At 29.0% G+C, this 25,996-nt stretch carries 25 protein-coding genes; 23 read left to right on the top strand and 2 right to left on the bottom strand.

Annotated features, from left to right (window positions below):
• Window positions 1-218 precede the first annotated feature (218 nt).
• Window positions 219-1,421: a class I SAM-dependent rRNA methyltransferase gene (locus tag KSU54_RS06410; RefSeq protein WP_003535856.1), complete on the top strand. Its 1,203-nt coding sequence runs from the start codon at window positions 219-221 to the stop codon at window positions 1,419-1,421.
• Window positions 1,422-1,526: 105 nt separating this feature from the next.
• Window positions 1,527-1,835, top strand: coding sequence for a hypothetical protein (locus KSU54_RS06405; protein WP_226814486.1), 309 nt, complete (start codon window positions 1,527-1,529; stop codon window positions 1,833-1,835).
• Window positions 1,836-1,942: 107 nt separating this feature from the next.
• Here KSU54_RS06405 and KSU54_RS06400 read toward each other — a convergent pair whose 3' ends face one another.
• Both KSU54_RS06400 and KSU54_RS06395 read right to left on the bottom strand, forming a co-directional pair.
• Window positions 1,943-2,818 (bottom strand): LysR family transcriptional regulator, encoded by an 876-nt coding sequence (locus tag KSU54_RS06400; RefSeq protein WP_003535859.1) that lies wholly within the window; start codon window positions 2,816-2,818, stop codon window positions 1,943-1,945.
• Window positions 2,819-2,906: 88 nt separating this feature from the next.
• Entirely contained in the window at window positions 2,907-3,854 is a 948-nt protein-coding gene (locus KSU54_RS06395; protein WP_008791220.1) for a magnesium transporter CorA family protein, read from the bottom strand.
• 354 nt (window positions 3,855-4,208) lie between these two features.
• Between KSU54_RS06395 and KSU54_RS06390 the strand changes: the two genes are divergently transcribed.
• From KSU54_RS06390 to KSU54_RS06290, 21 genes are all read left to right on the top strand, one after another.
• On the top strand, window positions 4,209-5,060 hold the full coding sequence (locus KSU54_RS06390) for an AraC family transcriptional regulator (RefSeq protein ID WP_008791221.1): 852 nt from the start codon (window positions 4,209-4,211) through the stop codon (window positions 5,058-5,060).
• 115 nt (window positions 5,061-5,175) lie between these two features.
• A complete protein-coding gene (locus KSU54_RS06385) occupies window positions 5,176-6,546 on the top strand; it encodes a sodium-dependent transporter (RefSeq protein ID WP_003535867.1) in 1,371 nt (456 codons plus the stop codon).
• Window positions 6,547-6,726: 180 nt separating this feature from the next.
• A complete protein-coding gene (locus KSU54_RS06380) occupies window positions 6,727-7,659 on the top strand; it encodes an AAA family ATPase (RefSeq protein WP_003535868.1) in 933 nt (310 codons plus the stop codon).
• Between the two features lie 2 nt (window positions 7,660-7,661).
• The gene (locus KSU54_RS06375; RefSeq protein ID WP_040434177.1) at window positions 7,662-8,567 is read left to right on the top strand and encodes a DUF58 domain-containing protein; all 906 of its coding nucleotides are present in this window, start codon (window positions 7,662-7,664) and stop codon (window positions 8,565-8,567) included.
• Window positions 8,567-10,597 carry a transglutaminase-like domain-containing protein gene (locus KSU54_RS06370; protein ID WP_003535876.1) on the top strand — a complete coding sequence of 677 codons (2,031 nt, stop codon included), beginning with the start codon at window positions 8,567-8,569 and terminating at the stop codon, window positions 10,595-10,597. Before KSU54_RS06375 ends, KSU54_RS06370 begins: the two co-directional genes overlap by 1 nt.
• Window positions 10,598-10,656: 59 nt before the next feature.
• Window positions 10,657-10,860 (top strand): hypothetical protein, encoded by a 204-nt coding sequence (locus KSU54_RS06365; RefSeq protein WP_003535877.1) that lies wholly within the window; start codon window positions 10,657-10,659, stop codon window positions 10,858-10,860.
• Window positions 10,861-11,911: 1,051 nt separating this feature from the next.
• Complete coding sequence (locus tag KSU54_RS06360; protein ID WP_003535878.1) at window positions 11,912-12,904, top strand: ABC transporter substrate-binding protein; 993 nt, start codon at window positions 11,912-11,914, stop codon at window positions 12,902-12,904.
• A gap of 4 nt (window positions 12,905-12,908) precedes the next feature.
• Complete coding sequence (locus tag KSU54_RS06355) at window positions 12,909-13,781, top strand: ABC transporter permease (protein WP_003535879.1); 873 nt, start codon at window positions 12,909-12,911, stop codon at window positions 13,779-13,781.
• Window positions 13,781-14,566, top strand: a complete 786-nt coding sequence (locus KSU54_RS06350; RefSeq protein WP_003535880.1) for an ABC transporter ATP-binding protein — start codon at window positions 13,781-13,783, stop codon at window positions 14,564-14,566. The genes KSU54_RS06355 and KSU54_RS06350 overlap by 1 nt, the downstream gene beginning before the upstream one ends.
• A 386-nt stretch (window positions 14,567-14,952) precedes the next feature.
• Window positions 14,953-16,086, top strand: coding sequence for a tyrosine-type recombinase/integrase (locus KSU54_RS06345; RefSeq protein ID WP_003535883.1), 1,134 nt, complete (start codon window positions 14,953-14,955; stop codon window positions 16,084-16,086).
• A gap of 118 nt (window positions 16,087-16,204) precedes the next feature.
• Window positions 16,205-16,711, top strand: coding sequence for a transcription termination/antitermination NusG family protein (locus tag KSU54_RS06340; protein ID WP_008791227.1), 507 nt, complete (start codon window positions 16,205-16,207; stop codon window positions 16,709-16,711).
• A gap of 8 nt (window positions 16,712-16,719) precedes the next feature.
• Window positions 16,720-17,220, top strand: a complete 501-nt coding sequence (locus KSU54_RS06335; protein WP_003535892.1) for a transcription termination/antitermination NusG family protein — start codon at window positions 16,720-16,722, stop codon at window positions 17,218-17,220.
• A gap of 135 nt (window positions 17,221-17,355) precedes the next feature.
• A complete protein-coding gene (locus KSU54_RS06330; protein ID WP_040434180.1) occupies window positions 17,356-18,564 on the top strand; it encodes a DegT/DnrJ/EryC1/StrS family aminotransferase in 1,209 nt (402 codons plus the stop codon).
• Between the two features lie 15 nt (window positions 18,565-18,579).
• On the top strand, window positions 18,580-19,806 hold the full coding sequence (locus KSU54_RS06325) for an ATP-grasp domain-containing protein (protein ID WP_003535897.1): 1,227 nt from the start codon (window positions 18,580-18,582) through the stop codon (window positions 19,804-19,806).
• A complete protein-coding gene (locus tag KSU54_RS06320) occupies window positions 19,797-20,483 on the top strand; it encodes an acetyltransferase (protein WP_003535898.1) in 687 nt (228 codons plus the stop codon). The genes KSU54_RS06325 and KSU54_RS06320 overlap by 10 nt, the downstream gene beginning before the upstream one ends.
• A 9-nt stretch (window positions 20,484-20,492) precedes the next feature.
• Window positions 20,493-21,098: a sugar transferase gene (locus KSU54_RS06315; RefSeq protein ID WP_003535899.1), complete on the top strand. Its 606-nt coding sequence runs from the start codon at window positions 20,493-20,495 to the stop codon at window positions 21,096-21,098.
• Window positions 21,099-22,226 carry a glycosyltransferase family 4 protein gene (locus tag KSU54_RS06310; RefSeq protein ID WP_003535900.1) on the top strand — a complete coding sequence of 376 codons (1,128 nt, stop codon included), beginning with the start codon at window positions 21,099-21,101 and terminating at the stop codon, window positions 22,224-22,226. It begins immediately after the preceding gene.
• 9 nt (window positions 22,227-22,235) lie between these two features.
• Complete coding sequence (locus tag KSU54_RS06305; protein ID WP_003535901.1) at window positions 22,236-23,282, top strand: glycosyltransferase; 1,047 nt, start codon at window positions 22,236-22,238, stop codon at window positions 23,280-23,282.
• Window positions 23,283-23,694: 412 nt separating this feature from the next.
• Window positions 23,695-24,510: an O-antigen ligase family protein gene (locus KSU54_RS06300; RefSeq protein WP_134583106.1), complete on the top strand. Its 816-nt coding sequence runs from the start codon at window positions 23,695-23,697 to the stop codon at window positions 24,508-24,510.
• A 5-nt stretch (window positions 24,511-24,515) separates the two neighbouring features.
• Window positions 24,516-25,583, top strand: coding sequence for a glycosyltransferase family 4 protein (locus tag KSU54_RS06295; protein WP_003535904.1), 1,068 nt, complete (start codon window positions 24,516-24,518; stop codon window positions 25,581-25,583).
• Window positions 25,584-25,809: 226 nt separating this feature from the next.
• The coding region (locus KSU54_RS06290) for an NAD-binding protein (protein WP_335755781.1) at window positions 25,810-25,996 on the top strand (187 nt) is incomplete at its 3' end.

The raw sequence follows: 25,996 nt of genomic DNA, 5'->3' as shown, positions 1-25,996 counted from the left end.
TAGAATCATCATGACCACCTCCCTAAAATATTATTATTTTATTAATTCTATCATATCTAAATTATAAAAACACTGAATTAATAATGAAAATCATTAAGTATTGGATATTTAGTGATTAATATCGAAGAATCTATTGATAAATAAGAAATATATTTGTTTATGAAATCGAACTATAGTAGAATAGTGAAGAAGAAAATATTTATAAGAGAGGTACATTAATGAAAAGAAAATATCCTAAGGTCATTATATCTGAAGAAGGAGAAAAATGGCTTGATAAAGGTCAGATGTGGATGTATAGAAATAATGCTGTTAATATTGATGAAACAATTGAAAATGGAGCGTTGGTAGATATCATTACTACTACTGGCCGTTACCTTGGAACAGGTTTTATTTCTAAAAATAGTCACATTACGGTAAGAATTTTATCTAAAGATATAAATGAAATATTTGATCGAAACTTTTTTAAGCGAAGAATACAATTTGCTTATGACTTTCGCAAGACAGTAGAAAAAGAAAATTTAACTAATTGTCGTTTGGTTTTTGGAGAAGCAGATGAACTGCCGGGATTAACAGTTGATCGCTATAATGATATTTTAGTTTGCCAAATTAGTTCATACGGATTAGATAAAATCAAAGATATGATCTATGAAATATTACTAGAGGTTTTAACAGAAGATGGGCAAGATGTTAAAGGTATCTATGAAAGAAATGATATTAAGGTTAGAGCAAAAGAAGGACTGCCTTTAGAAAAAGGATATTGGAGAAATATTAATTTACCGACAACGACGATTATTAATGAAAATGGAATCAATTTAAGTGTTGATGTTGAAAATGGTCAAAAAACAGGTTACTTTTTAGATCAAAAAGCAAATCGTGTTTTACTTAGAAATATAGCGTATGGAAAAAAAGTTTTGGATTGCTTTAGTCATACTGGGGGCTTTGCATTAAATGCGGCTTATGGTAAAGCTAAAGAAGTGGTTGCAGTAGATGTATCACAAACTGCTCTTGATCAGGGATATGCTAATGCTAAACTAAATAATTTACAAGGATGTATTTCTTTTGTAAAAGATGATGTTTTTGACTATCTAGATAAATGTAAAAAGGGACAGTTTGATATTATTGTTTTAGATCCACCTGCTTTTACGAAATCGAGAAGAACGGTAGATCATGCTTATAATGGTTATAAGAAAATCAATATGAAAGCAATGAAATTATTAGGCAGAGGTGGATACTTAATTACATGTAGTTGTTCACGTTTTATGGAGACTGATAATTTTGAAAAGATGCTTCGTGAATCAGCGCATGAGGCTGGAGTAACCCTTAAACAAGTATCAGTTACTCAACAAAACCCAGACCATCCAATTTTATGGACAATGGAAGAAACGTCATATTTAAAATTTTATATTTTTCAAATTATTTAGATTGAATAGGATTTACGAATCGACTGAATAGGCTTTTAATTTTAAAGTTTAATAGTCGATTTTTATTTAGGAAAATAATTTAGATTTTTTTGAATAATATCTTATTTGTTGTGTATTGAATTTGGTTTGTTTCATGATTTTCCAGACTACAAGTATAAGGGGCGTTATCATGATTATCGTTCAATAATTGCTAAAGGAACTATCAAGTTAATTGATGGTAATGATGATTACAAAATTAAAAAAGGATATAATTTATTATCCACCTGCAACCATCGTGAAATTGTCCTTTTGGAAAGTAGAAAGACGATACTCCCAATATATATCGGAGTGATTGAATGTAAAATGAAGAATGTTACAGCAAAGTTTGAATTTCCAATAAGGTCAGTTGCAGATGTTCCATTTTTAGATGTATGATCATTACCTAAAGATGAAACACCATTTGATATAAGTGACATTATTGCGAAACGAAAAAATAATTTATTGTAAAAAGAGAAATAACAATTTTAGTTCTCTTTTTATCTTTATGTAATATTATCTTTTATCATATTTAAAAATGTTTCAGCACTTTTGGTAAAGAGTTGGTATTTTTTCCAAATTATTAGCATATTCGCTTCTAATTTTGGTTCAAGTGGTCTAAAGCATAATGAACTGTTATTAGAATTAAAAATTTTATCTAAGCATAAAGCATATAAATTTCCTTCTTCAACTATTAAAGATGCATTAAATAATAAATTATAAGTTCCCACAATATTTAATTTCCTTTGATTTCCACCAATCCATCCAGCTAATTCATTTTTTACCATCCCTTGATTTGAACAAAGAAGAGGTTTTCCACGTAGATCATCAGGGGTTATTTTGTCAAGTGATGCTAGAGTACTATCCCGCTTCATTAAAATCCCCCAAACATTGCTATAAGGAAGCCTTAAATAATCGTACTTATTTAAATCAACAGGCTCAATAACGATTCCAAAATCTAGAACTCCAGCATCAATTTTTTCCATTACCTCTTCAGCTTTTCCACTATGCAAATGAAATTTTACATGAGGGTATTTTTCCAACATCGTTGCAATTGTCTTGGCAATCGGACGCATTCCTTCACTCTCACCACATCCTAGATAAATATCACCTGTTAATAGTTCTTCATTAGCTTTGACTTCAGCTTCTGCCCTTTCAACAAGCCCAAGAATTTCTTCTGCCCGTTTTCTTAAGATCATGCCTTCATCAGTCAAAGTAATACGACGTTTTCCCCGGATAAATAATTGTTTTCCTAATTCTTCTTCTAACTCTTTCATTTGTCTTGATAATGTTGGCTGCGTTACATGTAGATATTCAGCTGCCCCAGAAATACTTTCTTCCCTTGCGATGGTAAGAAAATATTGTAGTGTTCTAATTTCCATTAATATCACCCCATAGTTATATTATAGTACATTTATGTTTAACAAGTATAAAAAACTAGATTATAAATACATATAATCTAGAATTTATTTAATGAAACATATCTTTTTTGATGAAAATAATTGTGGCGATAATACAGGCAACTATTGCTAGTCCCGTTGGGAACCACCATTGTGGAAATGGTAAACCTGCAACATTCATTCCATAAAAACTGAAAATAATATTTGGAATAGCCATAACGATCGTAATAACTGTTAATACTTTCATAACAATATTCAGGTTATTGGAAATAACTGAAGCAAATGCATCCATTGTTCCTGATAAAATATTTGAATAGATATTACACATTTCAATTGCCTGATGGATTTCAATCAAAACGTCATCTAATAGGTCTTGATCTTCATCATATAATTTAATAGCTTTCCCACGCATAATTTTATTTAATGTTATTTCGTCCGTTTTTAATGAGGTAGAAAAATATACTAATGATTTTTCTAGTCCTAACATTTGAATCAATTCTTTATTTTGCATTGATTTGTGTAATCTTTGTTCAGTTCGAGAAGAGATCCGATCAATTTGGCGCAGATAAATTAAATATCGTTGAGAAATTCGTAATAATAATAGTAATAAAAATCTTGTTTTTAAATCAGTATTGACACCTTTGATCCGACCTTGTGCCATATCATCGATATTTAAGTTTTCATATAAGGAAATGGTAACAACGTATCCTTTCATGATCACAATACCTAAGGGCAATGTCGTATATTGTAACATATTTTTATCGTAACCATCTTCTACTTCTTCAGCACTAGGATAGTCAACGATTACTAGAGTCTGATTATAATCTTCGTCATAGTCGATATGCGAGCTTTCTTCAGCATCTAATGAAGATTTAACAAATTCCGGTAGAATTCCCATTTCTTCAATCAAATAGTTTTTTTCTTCTTCAGTTGGAGCAATAGCGCTGATCCAGCTGCCTGGTTCTGGTTTATCGATCTTTTTTGTTTCAGTTCCAAAAGTTTTGTAAAATTCTAACATAATAACCTCCACTTACAGGAGGTTCATGTTTATGCCTCCTGTTTCTCTATTTTATTTTCTTTTTCTTAGCGCACAATCGCTCGGGCACAGGGGACATAAAAACACCTTCTTTCGACGGTTAATTATATCACAAATTTATCAATTTTACCCCTATGTTTTGTTAGAAAATGATAAAAAAATAGTTAAATTTAATCATTAGATAAATTATTGCCAAATAATCTTCTAAATATTTCATTGATTATGAAATAATTCACTATAATATGTATATGAATCAACTAGACAAAAGTGAGCAAGAAATGTCGGGATGTTAGGATTGAAGATTTGTTATGATTGATTTGACAAAGGAGGAACACAATGAATTGGACTGATGGAATTAGTAATGCTTTAAAATACATTGAAGAACATCTTAAAGAAGATATTAAGATTGTAGATGTTGCAAATGAAGCATATGTTTCAAGTTTTTATTTTCAAAAAGCATTTAGAATTCTATGTGGTTTTAGTGTTGCAGAGTATATTCGTTATCGAAGATTATCACTAGCTGGTAGTGAGGTCATTACTACGAATAAGAAGATTATTGAAATTGCATTAGAATATGGTTATGATTCACCAGATAGTTTTACTAAAGCATTCACTCGATTTCACGGAGTTACTCCGACTGTCGCAAGAAAAGAGCAATTGATGATTAAATCTTTTGCTCCGTTAAAAATACAGTTTACTTTGAAAGGTGGTTCAACCATGGATTACAAAATTATTGAAAAAGAAGCATTTACAGTCTTAGGTAAGGCAAGAAGGTTTGATTTTGATTGTGCATTTAATGAGATTCCTAAATTTTGGGGAGAGCATATGCAGTCCGCTGATAAAAAAGTGTGTGGTGTATACGGGGTTTGCATTGAAGATGAAAAAGATGAAGGATTTAAATATTTGATTGCTGATGAGTATGTTTTGGACAGTGAAATTCCAGATGGGTATGAAGTTTGTGAAATTCCACAATTAACATGGGCAGTATTTGCTTGTCATGGTGCTGTACCTAAATCATTGCAAGAAGTGAATACAAAGATTTTTTCTGAATGGTTACCAAATAATGATACATACGAAGTTGCTGAGCATTATAATATTGAAATGTATACACCGTGTGAGGACTATCCACGAGGCAATCATGATGAAAATTATTATTCAGAAATTTGGATTCCGGTAAAGAAAAAATAATTATTATATTTAAGTTATGATAAATTAAATCGTTATCATAACTTTTTCTTATTGATTGACGGATTTTATGATTTCCTTTACAATTAAGGCATTGTTTTAAAAAGGAGACAATTTGATGAACAGAGAAAGATTATCATCACGTCTAGGTTTTATTTTATTATCTGCTGGATGTGCGATTGGATTAGGAAATATTTGGCGTTTTCCGTATATGGTTGGAAAATACGGTGGAGGGGCATTTGTATTAGTCTATTTATTTTTCCTGATCATATTAGGTTTACCAATCATTGTAATGGAATACTCAGTTGGACGCGCTTCTCAAAAGAGTATTGCTAAAAGTTTTCATGTTTTAGAAAAGAAAGGACAAAAATGGCACATATTTTCGTATGTCGCAATGGTGGGAAATTATTTGTTAGTAATGTTTTATACGACTATTGCCGGCTGGATGCTAGCCTATTTTGTTAAAATGTTGAATGGTGATTTTATTGGACTAAATCCAAGTGAAGTCAATAATGTTTTTGTCAGTCTTCAAGCAGATCCACAAGCTAGTATTTTTTGGATGATCTTGATTGTTGTGATCGGCTGTGGAATTTGTGCTGTTGGTCTTCAACGAGGTGTTGAAAAAGTAACGAAAGTAATGATGGGATTATTGCTAGGAGTGATGCTCTTATTAGTTGTGAAGTCTTTGAGTTTAGACGGTGCAATAAAAGGAGTTGAATTTTACTTAGTTCCAGATTTTAATTTATTGATGGAAAATGGAATCTTTAATGCTGTTTATGGTGCAATGGGACAAGCATTTTTTACTTTGAGTATTGGAATGGGGGGAATGGCTATTTTTGGTAGTTATATTGGTAGAGAACATTCTTTAACTGGCGAAGGGTTACGTGTTTTAGCGCTAGATACTTTTGTTGCAACAATGGCAGGATTGATTATTTTTCCAGCTTGTATGTCTTTTGGGGTGGATGCAGGAAGTGGACCGGGATTAGTTTTTGTGACACTGCCAAATATTTTTAATGTTATGGAAAATGGTCAAATTTGGGGTACCTTGTTTTTTGTTTTTATGAATTTTGCGGCTCTCTCTACGATTATTGCCGTATTTGAAAATATTGTTTCATTTTCAATGGATCTATTAAATTGGTCAAGGAAGAAAAGTGTCATTTTAAATTTTATTATTATTGTTCTTGGTAGTATTCCTTGTGCAGTTGGATATAGTGTTTTATCTGGATTTCAGCCATTTGGACCGGGGAGTGCAGTTTTAGATTTATTAGACTTTTTAGTTTCTAATGTAATTATGCCATTAGGATCACTTGTATTTTTGTTTTTCTGTACTCGGCGTCTAGGTTGGGGTTGGAAGAAGTTTATGACCGAGGCTAATGCCGGTGAGGGCTTGCATTTTCCTGAAAAAGCCAAATTTTACATTAGTTGGATTCTCCCCCTAATTGTTATTTTTATTTTTCTATTTGGATTATGGGAGAAACTATTCGCATAAAGATAATAATGGGCAACAGTTGCATCTGTTGCTTTTTTGATGTGGTGAAGGTGAGATATTTTTTTGTTAAGACAAATTAATAATTAAATAATCTAATAATATGATAAAATAGTCTTATAGTAATGGCATTAACTTAGGGTTTAGTTTAGATATTGTAGTAGAAATATAAGGAGAGGGACTATGAATGAAAAATTAGAACTATTGATTAATGAAGTAAAAAAGGCTGTATTAGGAAAAGATGATGTTTTAAAAAAAGTAGTTATTGCTCTATTAGCTAATGGACATATTCTACTTGAAGATATTCCTGGGGTCGGGAAAACTAATTTAGCGGTTGCTTTAACAAAGGCAATACAGTTAGATTATCAGCGGGTTCAATTAACCTCTGATGTTTTACCAAGTGATTTATTAGGGTATTCTGTTTATGATTTTGAAACAAAAGAAATGACTTTTAAAAAAGGACCGCTATTTACAAATATCTTTTTGGCTGATGAAATTAATCGGACGTCAAGTAAAACACAATCAGCACTATTGCAGGTTATGGAAGAAGGAATGATTAGTGTTGATGGGTTAACTTATCCAACTGCTAAGCCGTTTATTGTTATTGCAACACAAAATCCGTTTGGAAGTGCTGGAACACAAATGTTACCAGATTCTCAGTTGGATCGTTTTATGATGCGTTTATCATTAGGTTATCCTGATGAAATGAGTGAGATTGAAATTATAAATCGAAAAAAAAGTGGAAATCCAATTAATTCAATCAACCCGGTTTTATCGCCTCAGGAATTGCTCATGATGCAAGAAGCAGTTACTAAAATTCATTTAGATGAAAGTTTAGTGAAATATATTGTTCAAATCGTTCAACAGACAAGAATTCATGAAAAAATTGAATTAGGGGCTTCTCCTCGTGCTTCGATTGCATTGATGAAAGCGGCTCAAGCTAGTGCATATTTAAATGGTCGGGACTATGTTATTGTTGAAGATATTAACGAAAACTTATATGAAACCCTAAATCATCGGATTTTCTTAATGCCAAGTGTTAAAAAGAATCGTGAAAATTTTCAAATAATTATGGAAGATATCATGATGAAGATTGCACCAATTGCATATAAGTAGTTATGTTTCGCTATCGTCTTGCTTATTTGTTATTAATTGGATTTGGGGTATTTTTCTATATTGCTTTTGTTGGATATTTTTCATATTATTTTCTTTTATTGATTCTGATTTTACCAGTTTTATCACTTTTTTATTTAGTTATGAGTTTTAAATTTACTAAGCTGGATTTTGCTATTTTGAATCAAAAAGTTATTCAAGATGACTTTGTAAAGATTAAAATAATTAAGGATAATTTAGGGCTTGGAGCAATAAAGTTTGTTGTTGAGGATCAAAAGTATTTGATCAAGGGAAATCAAGACGGATTAACTTTAGTATTTAAACATTGTGGGGGAAGAAATTTTATTATTAATACATACTACCAATACGATTGTCTAAATCTATTTTGCATAAAAAAGAGATGCCATTATGAGATACCAATTACTATTTATCCAAAGAGGGTAGAATTAGATTTCAAAGAGTACGCACATCAACTACCACGAGTTGGTGACGAAGTTTATGCTGTGAATCGTAAAGGAGATGATCCTACAGAAATATATGATATTCACAAATATCAAGAGGGGGATCAGTTGAAAAATATTCACTGGAAACTTAGTGCCCGTTATCAAGATATTTTAGTTAAAGATAATGCGATGTTAGTAGGTGAAGTAATTAATCTGTATGTTAGTTTTGATGACAATGATGATCATAATGATTTAGTTTTTGGTTATCTTGATACCTTTTGTGGTTTTTTATTAAAACGACAAATTGGCTTTCTATTATCAAATAAGGAAATTAAAAGTATTCAAGAATATGACGAAATGTTTAAATATTTGTTATGGAATAAAGAGTATCAGTCAGATATTTCTAAACATAATTATGAGTTTGTTATTAGCTATAATGGAATCATGAAAGTGGAAGGTGGCCGCTGATGAAGTTATTAATTTATTTATTAGGAATTATTGGTTCAGTAGGCTCGTTAGTTTATTCTTTTAATTTTAGTTCGAACAATCATTTTATTTTTATTTCTTGTATTATAGTAGGTTTGTTAATATATTTGGGATTTAATTATATTCAAGGTAAAAAGAAGTTTGTTATCGGGAGTATTATTGCTGATGGAATCTTATTATTGATTCCTAGTACGATGGATTGTTTAACATACATAACTTCAATTATTATTTATAAGTATCGTGAAGTTTCTGTATATGATTTTAATTTTGAAAGTACGTATATTTTTTATGATGATCCCCAAATTTGTATCTTAGCTTTTTTGCTGATTTTTATCCCATTATTTTTATCAGCTGTAATTGCAATTGATAAACAAAAATATACATTAGCTATTTTGGCTTTATTACCAGGTGTTTTTATTGAATTATTATTTACGATTACACCACCATGGTATTTTCTAGCATGTTATGTTTTATATGTTTTGATTTTATTGATTGGTGCTTTGCAAAAAGGGGCTATATTAAAAATACCAATGATTATCATTAGTGTAGTTGCCATGGCAATAACATATATATCATTTCCAATAAGTACATATCGTCCTTCAAAGTATAGTTTGTTTGATAATGCCAGAACACCAATTTCAACTCCTGGAAATATAAAAGAGGAATACAATGTCAATAGCCAAGGGGATCGTCATTATCGTAACTCATTAGATTTTACAATTGCTGGTGAAGTGACTTTAAATAATTTCAAGATTCGAGGAATTGCTTATGACTTGTATGAAGATGGTAAATGGGGGACTTCTCATAGTCGCGTTGAAACAGAATGGTTTAAAAATAACCTAGAGAAGATTGCAAATATTACAAAGACTTCTCGTCAAGTTATTGAAGTTAATCAAATCAGTGGTTATAGTCAACGTAATTATACACCATACTTTATCATTAATGACGATATGACATATTATGGTGACCACTATGAGGGTAAAAACCCTCAAACATATGAGATGATTATACCTAATGATGATTTTAATGCTCTATTATCAACGATCGATTATAAAGCCAAAGGAGAATTATTAAAGGAAATAGCCGAGCGTAATGGAACACAGGACTACTACGATGAATATTTTGGACAAGGGAATGAAGATGATGAAAAATTAACATCAGTTCCTGAGGAAACAAAATCGATTATTGAGAATTTTTTAAAGCAGCATAATGTTATTGATAATGGTAATATTTTCAATTATATTACACAGTGTACAAATGCTTTAGCGGCTAATACTTCTTATACCTTGAGACCGGGAAATACACCTGATAATGTGGATGTTGTTGATTATTTTTTAAATACTAATAAGAAAGGGTATTGTGTTCACTATGCTTCAACATTAGCATTAATGTTAAGAAGTAGGGGATATCCCGCACGTTTTGTTGTTGGCTATCAAGTGCCGGGAAGTAAGAACAATGCTGGTAAATTGATAGTTAGGGATAGTAATGCTCATGCTTGGGTTGAAATTTATGATGAATATTTGGGCTGGATACCAATTGAAGCGACTCCAACAAGTAGTGAAAATCCGAATACACCAACTGATACAATTACTCCTGCACCTAACCAAGGTGATAAAACACCACAGCCAGTGGAGCCAGAAAAACCGAATATTCAACAAATTTCTCAAAATGATAGTTTTCAAATTCCTGTTTATATTTATTATTTAGCAGGAGGGATGATCTTTATCTTTATAGTTTTATTTCAAGCAAGAATTCGTAAAAAACGAATGTTTAAAGGAGCTGCTAATAGTAATCAAAAAGTCTGTTATTATTATTACTATTTAACTAAATTGAAAATTAATTGTGATGTGATAAAGACAATAATTGATAAAGCTCGTTTTTCACAACATCAAATATCTATTGAAGAACTTGAAATAGTAGAGCAGTTTTATCAAGATAAAACAAATGCATATTTTAAACAAGCAAATTTGTTCAAAAAAATCTATTTACGTTATTTAATAGCCGTTTTATAGAGCAAAGCACGCGAATTAATTGTGTGCTTTTGCTATAATTGAATTAAGGAGATAGGAAAATGGCTAAATTGATTAAAGAAACTACTAAAAGTGAACGAGAAAACTATCTTAACAAGCTTTTTGCATGTAAAAATGGGGACTGTGAAAATTGTGGAGTTTGTAAGATTTTTGCAGGTACTTCACCGCAGGAAGTTTATTATGATTATATAATAGGAAAACGTGAATTTTTGGAGATTAGTCAAACTTTTAATAGTCGCAAATAAAATATAGTGCTTATTAACTGATTGTAAGTTGCTAAAACACTGTATTTTTATATGCAATCCAAATAAGTTATTAAAGCTTGAAGTTTTCTAGTTTCGTTATTTCTAACGGAATAAGGGAATAATATTCATGATCTGATCCATATTCTGAAGACTTTTTTGTTCTAATAATATATTTTTTCTAATTGTAATAGCACTGCCCGTTAGAGCTTTTTGTAATTATAGGTTAATTGCTATTTGGTAGAATATTTACTGAATAGTGATGACAGATATCGAAGGCATTATAATAGTATAGGTGTAAATCTATACTGACAAAAGTCTTAGATAGTAAATGTGATTGAAATAATTAAGCTGATCTTTAAACTGTTTAAGTCGATTTTTTATCATATTTGATACATAGACTTTAATAAATTATATTTTAATCAACTATTTCATTAAATTTTTATCTTATTCTTGATTTATTAAAAATACTTTTAAAAGTCTATTTAAAATATTCTCTTGAGATGTTTTTAGGAAAGAAATTTAAGTTTAATTCTTTTATTATCTTTTTAAAGCCAGTCTTCTTTTAGGAAATAAAAAAGGTTTACATCAATTCAAATGATTAATGAATTAGAGAAACTATATCAGATTAAAACTAATAATTAGTCTGCTTTTGCATTCAATCGTATTGACAAAGAGAAATATGTGTGATAGATTTTATTCATAGATAAACTTGTGATTGGGAGATAAAACATCGAACGCGCTTGTAGAGAGTCTAGGGTGGTGGAAGCTAGATAGAGATGCGACTTTGGTAAATGGACCCATGAAGGCAAAGGGGAAAGAAGTAATTTGAGTATCTTTTGACGTTAGCTTACGTTACAAAGCAAAAATGTGATAGCATTTGACAAAGACCATAAGGTGGTATAGCAGATTTTAACATCTGTCCTTTTAGGACAGGTGTTTTTTTGTTTAAATGTGATTTCGAAAGGGGAAGAAAAATGAGATTAGATAAGCGATGGTGTAGCTCTTTATAATTTAAAAGATAAAAACTATAAAGAAAAAGGGGAACATAAAAATGAGAATTAATAAACTATTTAAATTAATGGCAGTATCAGCTTTAACAATGACAGCTTTAACAGGATGTGGAAATAGCAGTAGTAATGGTGATGTAAAAGAGGTAGCGATTATTCAATATGTTGAACATACATCATTAAATACAATTAAAGATGCTTTTGATGAACAGATGGAGGCTTTGGGATATAAAGAAGGTGAAAATATTAAGTATACTTTTAAAAATGCTCAAGGAGATATGAACACAGCTCCGTCGATTATTCAAGATTTTAAATCTAGTAAAAAAGATTGTGTAGTTGCAATCGCAACTCCTGTAGCTCAAACAGCAGCTGAAATGTCAACTGATACACCAGTTGTTTTTGCAGCGGTAACTGATCCAATTAAAGCTGGTTTAACTACATCTCTTGAAAAACCAGATAAAAATATTACGGGAACGAGTGATGAGATTCAAGTTGAAATGATTTTAGAAAGAGCTTTACAAGTTAATCCGGATTTGAAAAAAATAGGAGTCATTTATAATAAAGGTGAAGTAAATTCAGTTACTAATATTGCTAAAGCAAAAGCTTTTTGTGATGATAAAGGAATTGAAATGATTGAAACAACTGTTACTGGAGTAAATGAAGTGCAAAGTGCAATTGATGTATTAACTAGTAAATGTGATGCAGTCTTTGCTCCAAATGATAATACTGTAGCAAATGCAATGGATATGGTAGGACCTGCTTGTGCTAAAGCAAAAGTACCTTTATATGTAGGCGCTGATTCAATGGTTCAAGATGGTGGTTTTTTAAGTGTTGGAATTAATTACGAAGATCTTGGAAAAGAAACTGCAAATATGGTTGATAAAATCTTAAAAGGTGAAAAAGTGGAAAATATTCCAGTTAAAGTATTTAAAGAAAATTTAAGTGTTTATGTAAATACAAAAGTATTAAAACAATTAGGTATTACTTTGCCTAATGAAATTAAAAATGATAAAGCATATGTAGAAATAAAGGAGTAGTTTTATGAATCAGACGGTTATTTTAGGAGCACTGGAGTTAGGAGGAATTTTTGCCATTCTCTCACTTGGTTTATATATCAGTTATAAAGTGTTAAATTTGCCAGATTTAACGGTTGATGGAAGTTTCGCTTTGGGATGTGCTGTTAGCGGGATGTTTACGATTAATTCAATGCCATATGTAGGATTAATAGGTTCATTTGTGATTGGTGCAGCAGCTGGGGTAGTTACTGGTCTATTAATTACAAAATTCAAAATTATGCCGCTTTTATCTGGGATTTTAACAATGACTGGATTATATTCAATTAATTTAGCAATTATGAATGATACTCCTAATTTATCACTGTTTGGTAATAATACTATTTTTAGCAGTTTTACTGCATTTGATCCTTATGGGAAAATTATTTTAATATATTTGATTGTAATTGTTATTTGTGTGATTTTAGATTTTTTCTTAAGAACTCAGCTAGGATTATCACTTAGAGCCTGTGGTGATAATGAAGATATGGTTCGAGCAAGCTCTATTGATACTGATAAAATGAAGATTTTAGGTTTAGCATTAGCAAATGGCTTAGTCGCTATGAGTGGTGCTGTATTTGCCCAACATCAAAGCTTTGCAGATATTAGCAGTGGAACAGGAATGATGGTAATTGGCTTAGCTAGTATTATTGTCGGAACAACATTTATAAAGAAAGAAAAAATTATTTTTCAGTTAGTTGCAGTTGTATTTGGAGCAATTTTCTATCGTGCAGTCCTAACAGTTGCTCTACAGCTGGGACTTCCTTCAGGATATTTAAAGCTGTTATCAGCAGTTCTTGTTATTGTGGCAATTGCTTCAACTAATGGAGCATTTAGAAGTAAGAAAAGGGGGCGCAATTAATGTTAGAATTAAAGGATGTATCAGTTGTTTTTAATGAAGGTACAGTTAATGAAAAAGTCGCCCTTAATAATATTAATCTTGCACTTGATAAAGGGGATTTTGTTACAATCATTGGAAGTAATGGTGCTGGTAAATCAACTTTATTTCAAGCTATTTCTGGAGCAGTTGATACAAAACGAGGAAATATTATTTTAAATGGTCGTGATATTACTTTTGAGCCTGAGTACAAGCGCTCAAAAGGGATTGGAAGATTGTTTCAAGATCCTTTAAAGGGTACAGCCCCAAATATGACAATTGAAGAAAATCTTCATTTGTCAAATCAAAGAGGTAAACATTTTAGTTTAAGTCTAATGTCTCATCGTCATCGTGAAGAGTTTAAAAAGGCACTGATGGAATTAGAGTTAGGTTTGGAAGAACGATTAGATTCTAAAGTTGGATTGTTGTCTGGAGGACAGCGACAAGCATTGACGTTATTAATGGCAACTTTAGTAACTCCAGATTTATTGTTATTGGACGAGCATACAGCTGCTTTAGATCCAAAAACGGCATTAAAGGTTTTAGAATTATCACAAAAAATTGTTGAAGAGCATCAGATTACTACACTGATGATTACTCATAATATGGAAGATGCTCTAAAATACGGTAATAAAACAATGATTATGAAAGATGGACAAATCATTGCAATGATTGAAGGCAAAGAAAGAGAAGAAATGACCGTAGAGGGCTTGATTCATTTGTATTCTACTTCTTCTCAAGAATATACGGATCGAGTTTTATTAAAATAAACAAAAAACATGAACTTAGGATTTACCTTGAGTTCATGTTTTTTTATTGAAATAATTATGGGATACAGTATCAGGAGTATTAGAATTAGATACTTAAATAGATAATATAGTTTATCAAATTCTACATTTTTTGAATAAAAATATTTTTTTTGTAAATAATAAAAGAAAGTCGTAGAGTAAAGTACTCTACGAACAAAAAAATTCTATAGTTACGTAAGCATTTTATCATTATCGAACAAAAAATGATAGGATAAATTGTCAAAAAACACCGATAAAACTAAATTATAAATTTATTTACCAAATAATTAATGTTTTAAATAGATTTAAGTACTATTTCTAGTCATTTTTTTGGTCAAAAGAATCTAAAAGAAAGAAGAGTATAATATATGCCAAGAAGAGGAGAAAATATTTTTAGAAGAAAAGATGGCAGATGGGAAGCCCGGTATGTTAAAGCAATAAGTACTAATAATAAAAAACTATATGGAAGTGTTTATGCTAGTACCTATACTGAAGTTAAACAAAAAAGAGAAAATATATGTAATTCTTTAAACAAAGAAAAAATTAAAAAGTCGAATATTAATAATCAAGTATTAGAATATTATATAGTTGAATGGTTAAATGTGTATCGAATTAAATTTAAAGCCCCTACTTATGTCAAGTATTATAATGTAATCTATAATTATTTATTACCATATTTTAAAGATATAAAGGCGAATGAATTAAATACCAAACAAGTTGAATTATTTACCGCTTCTTTATTAAAAGAAGGAAAAAATGGTAAACCACTATCACCTAAAACAGTAAAAGATATTCTTTCTTTGTTTAAATCCATTATAGGATATATAGAATCCGAACATAATATTAGTATAAATACTAAAATAATATATCCTAAAAAACAAAAAGAAAAAGAACGCATATTATCCAAAGAAGAATTTATAAACTTGAATCAAACTTTATTACAAGAAATAGATTCATGCAAATTTGGTGTACTTATAGCCATGGCTACTGGATTACGAATCGGTGAGTTATGCGCTTTAAAATGGAAAGATATTTCACTAAAAGAAAACTATATCTATGTTAACAAAACAATGCAGCGAATAAAAAATATTTACAGTGATAATCCAAAAACAATAATCATTGAAGATTCACCTAAAAGTTCTACATCAAATCGAAAAATTCCAATTCCAGCTAATCTTATTACTCTATTTAAACAATTTAGGCAAAATGATGATTGCTATTTATTAACTGGCAGAAGTGACAAATTTGTAGAGCCCCGATCATTAGAAAGAAAATTTCGAAAATATATTAAAAATGCAGGAATTGAAAAAGCTAACTTTCATATGCTAAGACATACTTTTGCAACTATGTGTATCGAGGGTGGTTTTGAAATCAAATGTCTTAGTGAAATTCTTGGTCATAGCGGTTCTCAAATTACCTTAGACCGCTATGTTCATTCATCATTTGATCTTAAAAAAAGTTGGATTGACAAGTTTTCAAATCAAAACATTTCTTGTCACTAAATATGGTCATAGTCAAAAAGTACTTATAAATAAGTACTTTTTTAGCTTTGTCGTAGAGTACTTTAATATAAGACAGTTTTGTGACCAAAAGTTAGTTTATATTGTAAGGAGGATTATGATGAATTGGTATATTATTTTTGCAAATGATAATAAGATCAATGATCTTTTACTTTATTTTAATAATCATCCTGAGATGACTGCTTTTGTACCAAAAATTGAAAAGTTAATGAAAAAAGATGGAAAGAAGGTATTTGCAGAAGTGCCGATGTTTCCTAATTATATCTTTATTGAAAGTGAATTTAATTCACAGGAGTTTTATCAGATTATTGAAAGTTTAGAAAAAGATATGGATTCTACGATGAGAATTATGCAAAGTGATGAACAAAAAGTTTTATCATTAGCCAATAATGAAAAAGAACTTTTAGAATCGTTATTTAATGATGATCATTTAATAACCCGTTCAATGGGAACTATTACTGATTCTAAGTTAATAGTTCAAAAAGGACCATTAGTTGGTAAAGAGGAAATGATTAAGAAAATTGATCGTCATAAAAGAGTTGCTTTTATTGGTGATGTTTTTGGTAAAACAATGAAAGTTCCTTTGGAAGTTACAAGTAAAACATAGGAGTTGTTATGAAAGATAACTGGTATGTATTATTTGCATTAGTTGCAAAAGAAAATAAGTTGTGTTCAGTTCTAAGAAGAAAAGGTCTTGATGCTTTTATTCCAAAGATTGAATACTATCGTCGAGATATTAAAGGAAATACATTAAAAATGTTATTTCCAGGATATATTTTTGTTAGAAGTGAGATGAAGCAAAGTGATTTTGATAATCTGTTATATGAATTAGGGGAACAGAGAGATGGTTTGATTAAGCAGCTTAAAGATGATGGAGTTACAGCTTTAAGAGATGAAGAAATCGAGATGTTTAATAAACTACTCAATAGCGAAGGTATCTTAGAAATGTCCCAAGCATTTATAGAAGATAATAAAGCTAAAGTTATATATGGACCATTAATTCATTATCAAGATCATATTGTTAAGATTGATAAGCACAACAGAATAGCGGTTTTAGATATCGAGTTTTTAAATCGACATATCTTAGCTGGGCTTGAAATAAAAAGTAAAATTTAATAAATGTAGCTGGTTTACCGCACATTTTAATAATTTGAATATAGTTTCTTCTACTTGGGGTAGGGGGAACTATATTCTTTTTTTGTACAATTTAACTGCATAAAGCAGTTTTTTATTATGGAGGGGAGAGAGATTATGGATATTATAGAAAAAAAGAATATACCTTTTTCACCACCTGATATTGGTGAGGAGGAAATCAATGGTGTAATAAATACTTTAAAATCAGGGTGGATTACAACAGGCCCAAAAACCAAGGAGTTTGAAAGAAGAATTGCTGATTATTGTAATACTTCAAGGGCAGTATGTCTAAATAGTGCTACTGCTTGTATGGAATTAACGCTTAGATTACTTGGTGTTGGTCCTGGAGATGAAGTAATTACTTCTGCGTACACTTATACTGCAACTTGTTCAGTAATATGTCATGTTGGAGCAACACCAATATTAGTTGATGTGGCTAAGGACTCATTTGAAATGGACTATAATCAATTGAATGCCAAGATCACTGAAAGAACCAAGGTTATTATTCCAATTGATCTAGCTGGTATTATGTGCGATTATAAAAAAATATTTGAAATAGTTGAAGCTAAAAAAGATTTATTTAAGGCTTCAAATGAAATTCAAAAAGCATTTGGTAGAATTATTGTGATGGCTGATGCAGCACATGCATTTGGAGCATCTAAAGATAATAAGATGTGTGGTGAAGTAGCTGACTTCACTTCTTTTAGTTTTCATGCGGTAAAGAATTTAACTACTGCTGAGGGGGGAGCGGTAGTCTGGAAAGATATAGAAAATATCGATAATGAAAATATTTATGAACAATATCAGTTATTATCACTTCACGGTCAATCCAAAGATGCATTAGCCAAGACTAAGTTAGGGGCGTGGGAATATGATGTTATTTCACCAGCTTATAAATGTAATATGACAGATATTATGGCTGGTATTGGATTAGCACAGTTAGATAAATATCAGAAATTATTATCACGAAGAAAAGAAATTATTTATAAATACAATGAAGGATTAAAAGATTTAGATGTTCAAATATTAAATCATTATGATGAGAATCATAACTCATCAGGTCATTTATATCTAGTGAGAATTAATGGAATATCTGGTGAACAAAGAAATGAAATCATTACAGAGATGGCAAAAAAAGGAATTGCATGTAATGTACATTATAAACCATTACCATTACTAACAGCGTATAAAAAGTTAGGATTTGATATCAAGGATTATCCAAATGCATATAATCAATTTATAAATGAAGTGACTTTACCATTACATACAAAGTTAAGTGATGATGATATTAATTATATTTTAAAAAAATTATGTGAATTACTTTAGAAATGAGGAGAAAATATGAAGGATACGTTAATGATATTGGGTGCTAACACACTTCAAATACCTTTGATTGAAAGAGCAAATCAATTAGGATATAATACCTTGGTTATTTCTCCAAATAGGGAAGAACCAGGACATAAAATATCTAAATATTCAGAATATTATGATATTCGAGATGAAATAAACATAGTTAAATTAGCAGAAAAATATAATATTTGTGGTGTTATTACAGATCAGACTGACTTGCCAGTACGTACAATTGCTTATGTAGCTGAAAAAATGGAATTACCTGGAAATGACTATTCTGTAGCATGTTTATTTACTGACAAATTTTTGATGAGAGAAAGATGTAAAGAACTAGGGATTAAAACTTTAAAATACAAATTGTGTGTAAATCTAGAAGATGCCATTAGTTTTTTTAATTCAATCAATGGAGCAATAATAATAAAGCCTATTGATAATCAAGGGAGTAAAGGTGTATATAAAGTATCAAATGTTGAAGAACTTATTCAAAAATTTCAAGAATCGCTTAGATATTCGAAACAGAAAAAAATACTTTTGGAAGAATTTGTTATTGGACAAGAATTTGTAGTAGAAGGAATATGTGTAAATCATGAGTTTGAAAATTTGATAATTGGAGATACTCATTATTTTAATATTCCTGATGTCTTTTCTGCAACTATGCGAGAATTTCCATCACAAGCCAATAATGAATTAATAAACAAAATACTTGAGCTAAATAAAAAAATTATTAGTGGTTTTAACTTAAAACAAGGTATAACACATAGTGAATTTATTATTAATGGTAACGATATTATTTTAATAGAAGCAGCAGCAAGAGGTGGAGGTGTATTCATTTCTTCAGACTTAATCTCATTACAAACAGGCTTAAATACAGAAAAATTTTTAATAGATTTAGCTACCGGAAAAATATCGAGTATTCCTGAACATTTATCTTTAGATAGAAGTAGTTGCTATGTGTCATTTTTTTTACCTGTTGGAAAAGTTATTGCAATAAATGGAATTGAAGAAATTTGCAAACTTGATTATATTTATCATAACAATTTGTCGAATATAAAATTGGGAATGAAAACGAAACCTTTTACAGATAAAACTGCTAGGTTTTTTTCAATTGTATCAGCAAGTAATCATGAAGAACTTATGAAAAGAGTACAATTTTTAAAGAAAAAGTTAAAAATTGTTGTTTTAACTGATAGGGGTGAACAGGGTCCTATATGGAGATAAAAGAAAAAATTATAATATTGGGCGCTACAAAGTACTCATTTATGATACATGATATGATTGAAAGTGAGCATAAATATACAATTTTATGCCACACCGTAAGTAAAAAAGATGTTAATAAATATAATAATATTTGCTTTAAAAATGATACAAAGTTAGTACCTTTTGAAGAATTAACTTCCTGCTTTAAGTATGAAAAAATTAAGATATTGAATACAATTGGATATAGCAATATGAATAGAACACGTCAGGCTATGAGTGAGAAATGTTTGGAATTAGGTTATCAATTGATTAATTTTATTAGTGATAAAGCAATTGTTTCGTCAAACAAAATTGGTGTGGGCAATATTGTTTTTCCAGGCGCATATATTGGAACTAATGTAACGTTGGGAGATAATAATGTTATTTATGCAGGTAGTGTACTTACTCACGATATCACTATCTATAATAATAATTTTATTGCAGCAAATAGCACTATTGGAGGCGAAGTAGTTATAAACAACAATTGTTTTATTGGTATGGGCGCGGTAATAAAAAACAGGTTAGAAATTAATGATTATTCGTTAATTGGAGCTGGATCATATGTACAAAGGAATGTGGGTTTTAAACAAGTTGTTGTACCAGCAAAATCACTAATATTGGACAAAAATAGTGATGAAATAAAATTGATAAAAAAATAGGAGTTATGTATGTATAAATTTTTAAAAAGAATAATGGATTTTATTATTTCATTAATTAGTATAGTAATGTTGATGCCTTTTTTGTTTATCATAGCCTTACTGATAAAATTAGATGATAAGGATAACATTTTTTATAGTGCTGAAAGAATTGGCAAAGATTGTAAAAAAATAAAAATGTATAAGTTTAGAACGATGAAGGAAAACTGCGAAGATATACGTAATGCGGATGGAAGTACTTATAATTCTGAGGATGATCCTAGAGTCACTAAAATAGGTAAAGTTTTAAGAAAAACAAGTTTAGATGAATTACCACAATTATTTAATGTGTTAATTGGTGAAATGAGTATAATTGGTCCAAGAGCAAGTGAATGGAATTCTTTAAACGATTACTTACCAGAGGAATTAGATAAAATGAAAGTTAAACCAGGAATAACAGGATATACGCAAGCGTACTATAGAAATAGTTTATCTTTAAGGGATAAAAGAAAGTATGATGTTTGGTATGCTAATAATATGGGCTTTTTACTAGATACTAAGATTTTTTTTAAAACTATTATTACAGTTTTGAAAAAGGAAAATATTTATACAAATACTAAGAAAAGGGGGAAATTGTAATTGAAAAAGCTATTATTTATTTCTAATATATGTAAGAATATTACTAATTTTCATACAGCTTCATTAGATGCTGCCATTGCTTTAGGATATGAATTCCATTTTGCAGCCAATTTTAATAATCTGCCCAAAGAAACTATGGACAAATATCCAAATATACATTTTCATCATATAGATTTGGTTAGATTTCCATTTAATATTAGAAATGTTAAAGCATATGAACAACTAAATAATTTAATAAAAAAAGAAAATATTTCTGTAATTCATTGTAATACCCCAATAGGCGGAGCATTAGGAAGACTTTGCGGGAAGAAAACAAAACATATCAAGATATTTTATACTGCACATGGTTTTCATTTTTATAAGGGTGCACCATTGGTAAATAATTGTATATATAAACCCATGGAAAAATATTTAGCACATTATTCTGATGTGATTATAACTATGAATGAGGAAGATTATCATGTTGCTAAAACTATGAAATTAAGAAAAAGTGGGCATGTATATAAAGTAAATGGAGTGGGTATAAATACAACTGATTACCAAAATATTAATATTAACAAAGAAGATTATAGAAATTGGTTATCTTTAGAAAATGATGACTTTGTTTGCATTGCAATGGGAGATTTAATTAAACGAAAAAATTATGAAATGGCACTTAGAGGAATTGCATTATGTAAAAATCCTAAAATTCATTATTTGATTTGTGGCAATGGACCCGAGAAAAATAATTTACAAGATTTAGCCAAAAATTTAGGTATTCGAGAACAAGTACATTTTTTAGGTTATAGGACGGATATAAAAGAATTATTAGCAATCTCAGATTGCTTTTTGTTTACGTCGTTACAAGAGGGGTTACCTAGATCTTTAATGGAAGCAATGGCAAGTGGATTACCTTGTATTATAAGTGATATTAGGGGAAATAGAGATTTAATAATAAATAATGTAAATGGATATTTAATTAAAAGCATTGAAGACTGTACCCAGAAATTGGAAGCTATAATTAGTGACAAACAATTAGCAAAAAAAATGCAAGTTAAAAATTTAGAAGTAATAAAAAAATATGATTTTTTGAAAGTAAGGGATCAGATTAATGAAATATACAAAACAGAATTATTAGGTAATGAATAGGGGATATTTATGGAAAAAAAGCGAAAAGTACTTCATGTATTGCAAAGTTCTAAATATTCTGGCGCTGAAAATGTTGCTTGTACTATAATAAAAATGTTTAATCAAGCAAGTGATAATATAATATTCTTTTACACAAGTCCAAATGGTAAAATAAAAGATGTATTAAATAAAAAAAATATCAAGTATTTACCGATGGAAAAGTTAACATATTTTAAATTAAAAAAGATTATTAATGAAATTAATCCGGATGTTATACATGCTCATGATTTTAGAGCTTCTGTTATTTGTTCATTATTTTATAAACAAGCCAAGATTATATCTCATTTACATCATAATGCACCTTGGTTATCAAAATTGAATTTAAAATCAATTTTATATGCATATGTAGCACATAAATTTTCAAAAATTATTCTAGTGTCAGAACATATTTACATAGATTATATTTTTAAGAATAAATTAGATAGTAATTATATTGTTATTCAAAATCCAATAAATATTAAAGAAAAATCAAAATACAATATTAATTTAAATAATCGAAAATATGCTTCAATTTTTGTTGGTAGATTAGAAGATGTAAAGAATCCTTTTTTGGTATACGATGTATTTAATAAATTCAGTGTTTCTAATCCAAATCAACAATTTGCATTTATTGGTGACGGCTGTCTTTACAAAGATTTAAAAGAAATGATACAAATAAACAAAAATAGAAATATTGAATTGCTAGGATTTAAAGATAATGTTATGGAATATATTGGAAATTCAAAAACAATTTGTATACCCTCAAAATGGGAAGGATTTGGCTTAGTTGCAGTAGAAGCATTAAGTGTTGGTACAGTTGTATTGTGTTCTGGCAAAGGAGCTTTAGGAGATATAATTTCTGAGAATGAAGGATTTATTTGCAATAATATGGATGATTACGTAAATAATTTAAAAGGGTTATTAAGTAATCAAATATGTTTAAATATGAAATCTACTAATAGTATAAAGAGAAGTCTAAATTATGATAATGTGAATGAATATAAGGAAATTATTAGAGGGATATATAATGGTTATTAGATTTAATATCATATTTTATTTTATATATAATCTTTTTTTATTATCGTTTAAGAATAATTTTTTGATTTTAGTTATTCAATTACTATATTTTGTATATTTTTATTTGATAAATAAAAATATACAAAATAAAAAAAATATTATTTTATTTTGTATGATACTATCTATACCGGGATCATTTTTGTCAATTTTAGGAACACCAACAAGTATATTTCCCTTATCATGGTTTATCGTATTTTCTTTACTATTATTTTTTTATTCTTTAAAAAGGGTAAAAAAGAAATATTTTTTTGCAATACTGTTATTCTTATTAATATGCATGTTTAGCATATTTAAAAGTGTAACGATTATAGGTCTTATTAAACAGGCAATGATGATAATATTATTCATGCTTTCATTTATTATAGGAAATAATATGTCAAATGATAAAGAAAAACATGTATTATTTAAAACAAGTGAAAAATTGTACTTGATAAGTGTGATTTCTTATACACTACAAATTTTTGCTCAATACATTAGTAATAATTATCTGCATATAGCTATTGGAAATATATCATATATGGGAACGGGTAGAATATCTTATGCAGCACTTTTTTCAGATTATAGCTTTTCTTCACTTTACATTGTAAGTGGAATGATGATACTGCTTATATGGGTTTATAAAAGGCAAATAAAATTATTATATTTTTTCACATGTATTGTTTATTTGGGAATAGGGACACTAATAGTTAATGCTAGAACTGGTTTATATGCGTTTGTTGCTGTTTCTATTGTTTTTCTTTTAATCAACTTCAAGATAAATATAGGTTTTACAATTGTTATAGCAATAGCTGCGATAATTGTTTTTCCTAAAATATTAACTATTATCTTGGCTGGTAGAGGAGGACAATCATTATTTGATTCGTCAAATAGATTAGAATTAATAATAGAATCCATACCTGTAATTTTCAATAATCTCTTATTCGGAGTAGGATTGGGGTTAGATACAGTTGTAAAATATACAGGTACAGTTCCTCATAATCTAATTGTTCAATACCTTGTACAATTAGGATTTATTGGAATAATTCCTTTAGTGTTCTTTTTTTTAGAATTGTTTAAAAAAATTAATATTAAGAAAAATAGTACTTGGGTTTTATTTGTAATTTTATTGGGAGCTATGTTTATACCAGATATTGTCAGTTCTAGATTTCTGAATATCTTTGTAATATTATTTTTTTTAGAAAGTAGGTAATTAATATGAAAGTTATGTATGTTGTAGGGTATGACATTTCTACTCTTGGAGGTGGACAAAAATCGGTAAAAACATGTTTAGAAGTGACCGCTAATTTTGGTTATCATGTGTCGTTGGTTAGTCCATATATAGAAAACGGTATAGAATTAAAAAATGTAAAATATAATTTTTATAAGAGATATAATTATAGGGCTATAAATTTAATATTAAATACTTATAGTATATATAAATATATAAGAAGTGAAAAACCAGATATAATAAATTGTCAATATATTGGTAGTATAATTTTTGTTGGTTTGTTAAAAAAATTAAGATTAATTAATAATAAAGTAATTTATACAGATAGAGGTTTTTTAGAAGCATATGGCACTACAGTAAGTATATTATTAAAATTTATTGAAAAATCAATTGATAAAGTAATTTGTACAACCGAAGAAAATAAGAAATGTTGGGAAAATAGATTTCCAAATTTAAAATTCAAAGTAATAGAAAATATTATAGAAGACGATTGGAAAGAAGTCGTTTCTTTGAATTCGAAAAATAAAGATTTATGTATAGGGTTTTCTGCAAGATTTGTCCCTTATAAAAGGTGGGAAGATGTTATTGAAATTATTAATTGTTTAGAGGAATATAATATACATTTTAATTTAGCAATTGTGTGGGAGAAAAGTCAAGAAAAAGAAATAAGAAAATTCAAAGATAGAATAAAAAATAGTAATGTCACTTTTTATGATAATTTAAAAATAAAAGATATGAAAAGATTTTATAGTGAAAACGATATTTTTATTTTAACATCTGAAAAAGAATCTTTTGGTAGAACGTTGATTGAAGCTATGTCACAAAAATGTGTAGTGATTGGTACAAATTCTGGTGGAGTACCTTCTGTTATACATAAAAATTTATATAATATTGGTGATTTAAGGGCTTGCATTGAAATTATTTTAAAGTACTACAATGATTCAGATCTATTAAAAAAAGATAAAGACTATTTTTATTTAGAATTTAAAAATAGATTTACAAAAGAAATCTTTAGTAATAAATTATTGGAAGCTTATAAAGAAGTAAGAATATAACATATTTTTATCCTAATTATAATTTAATAGATTGTTTATTTTCTATAGCTTATTAAAATATTTTAGAAAGTTGTGTATACATAAATGATGATGGTTTTAAGCAAAATAAAGTGTTGTTTTATCGAAATAAATCGCGTAGGAAGAATTTTTCATAAAGTAATTGTAGATAGTTGGTTTTATGTAATCGAAAAGATAGTAAATTTACCATAAATAATGGAGGGTGAAAATGAGAATCGTAGTAGCAGGAACAGGATATGTAGGATTGAGTATCGCTACATTATTAGCACAGCATCACGAAGTGATGGCTGTGGATATTATTGAAGAAAAAGTTAATATGATTAACAATAAAAAGTCTCCTATTCAGGATAATGAAATTGAGGCTTTTTTAAGTACAAAAAATTTAAATCTAGTAG

The organism is Erysipelatoclostridium sp. MSK.23.31 (genome assembly GCF_019125875.1).
Taxonomy (GTDB): Bacteria; Bacillota_I; Bacilli_A; order Erysipelotrichales; family Coprobacillaceae; genus Thomasclavelia; species Thomasclavelia ramosa.
This window is presented reverse-complemented; position numbering and strand designations above follow the sequence as displayed.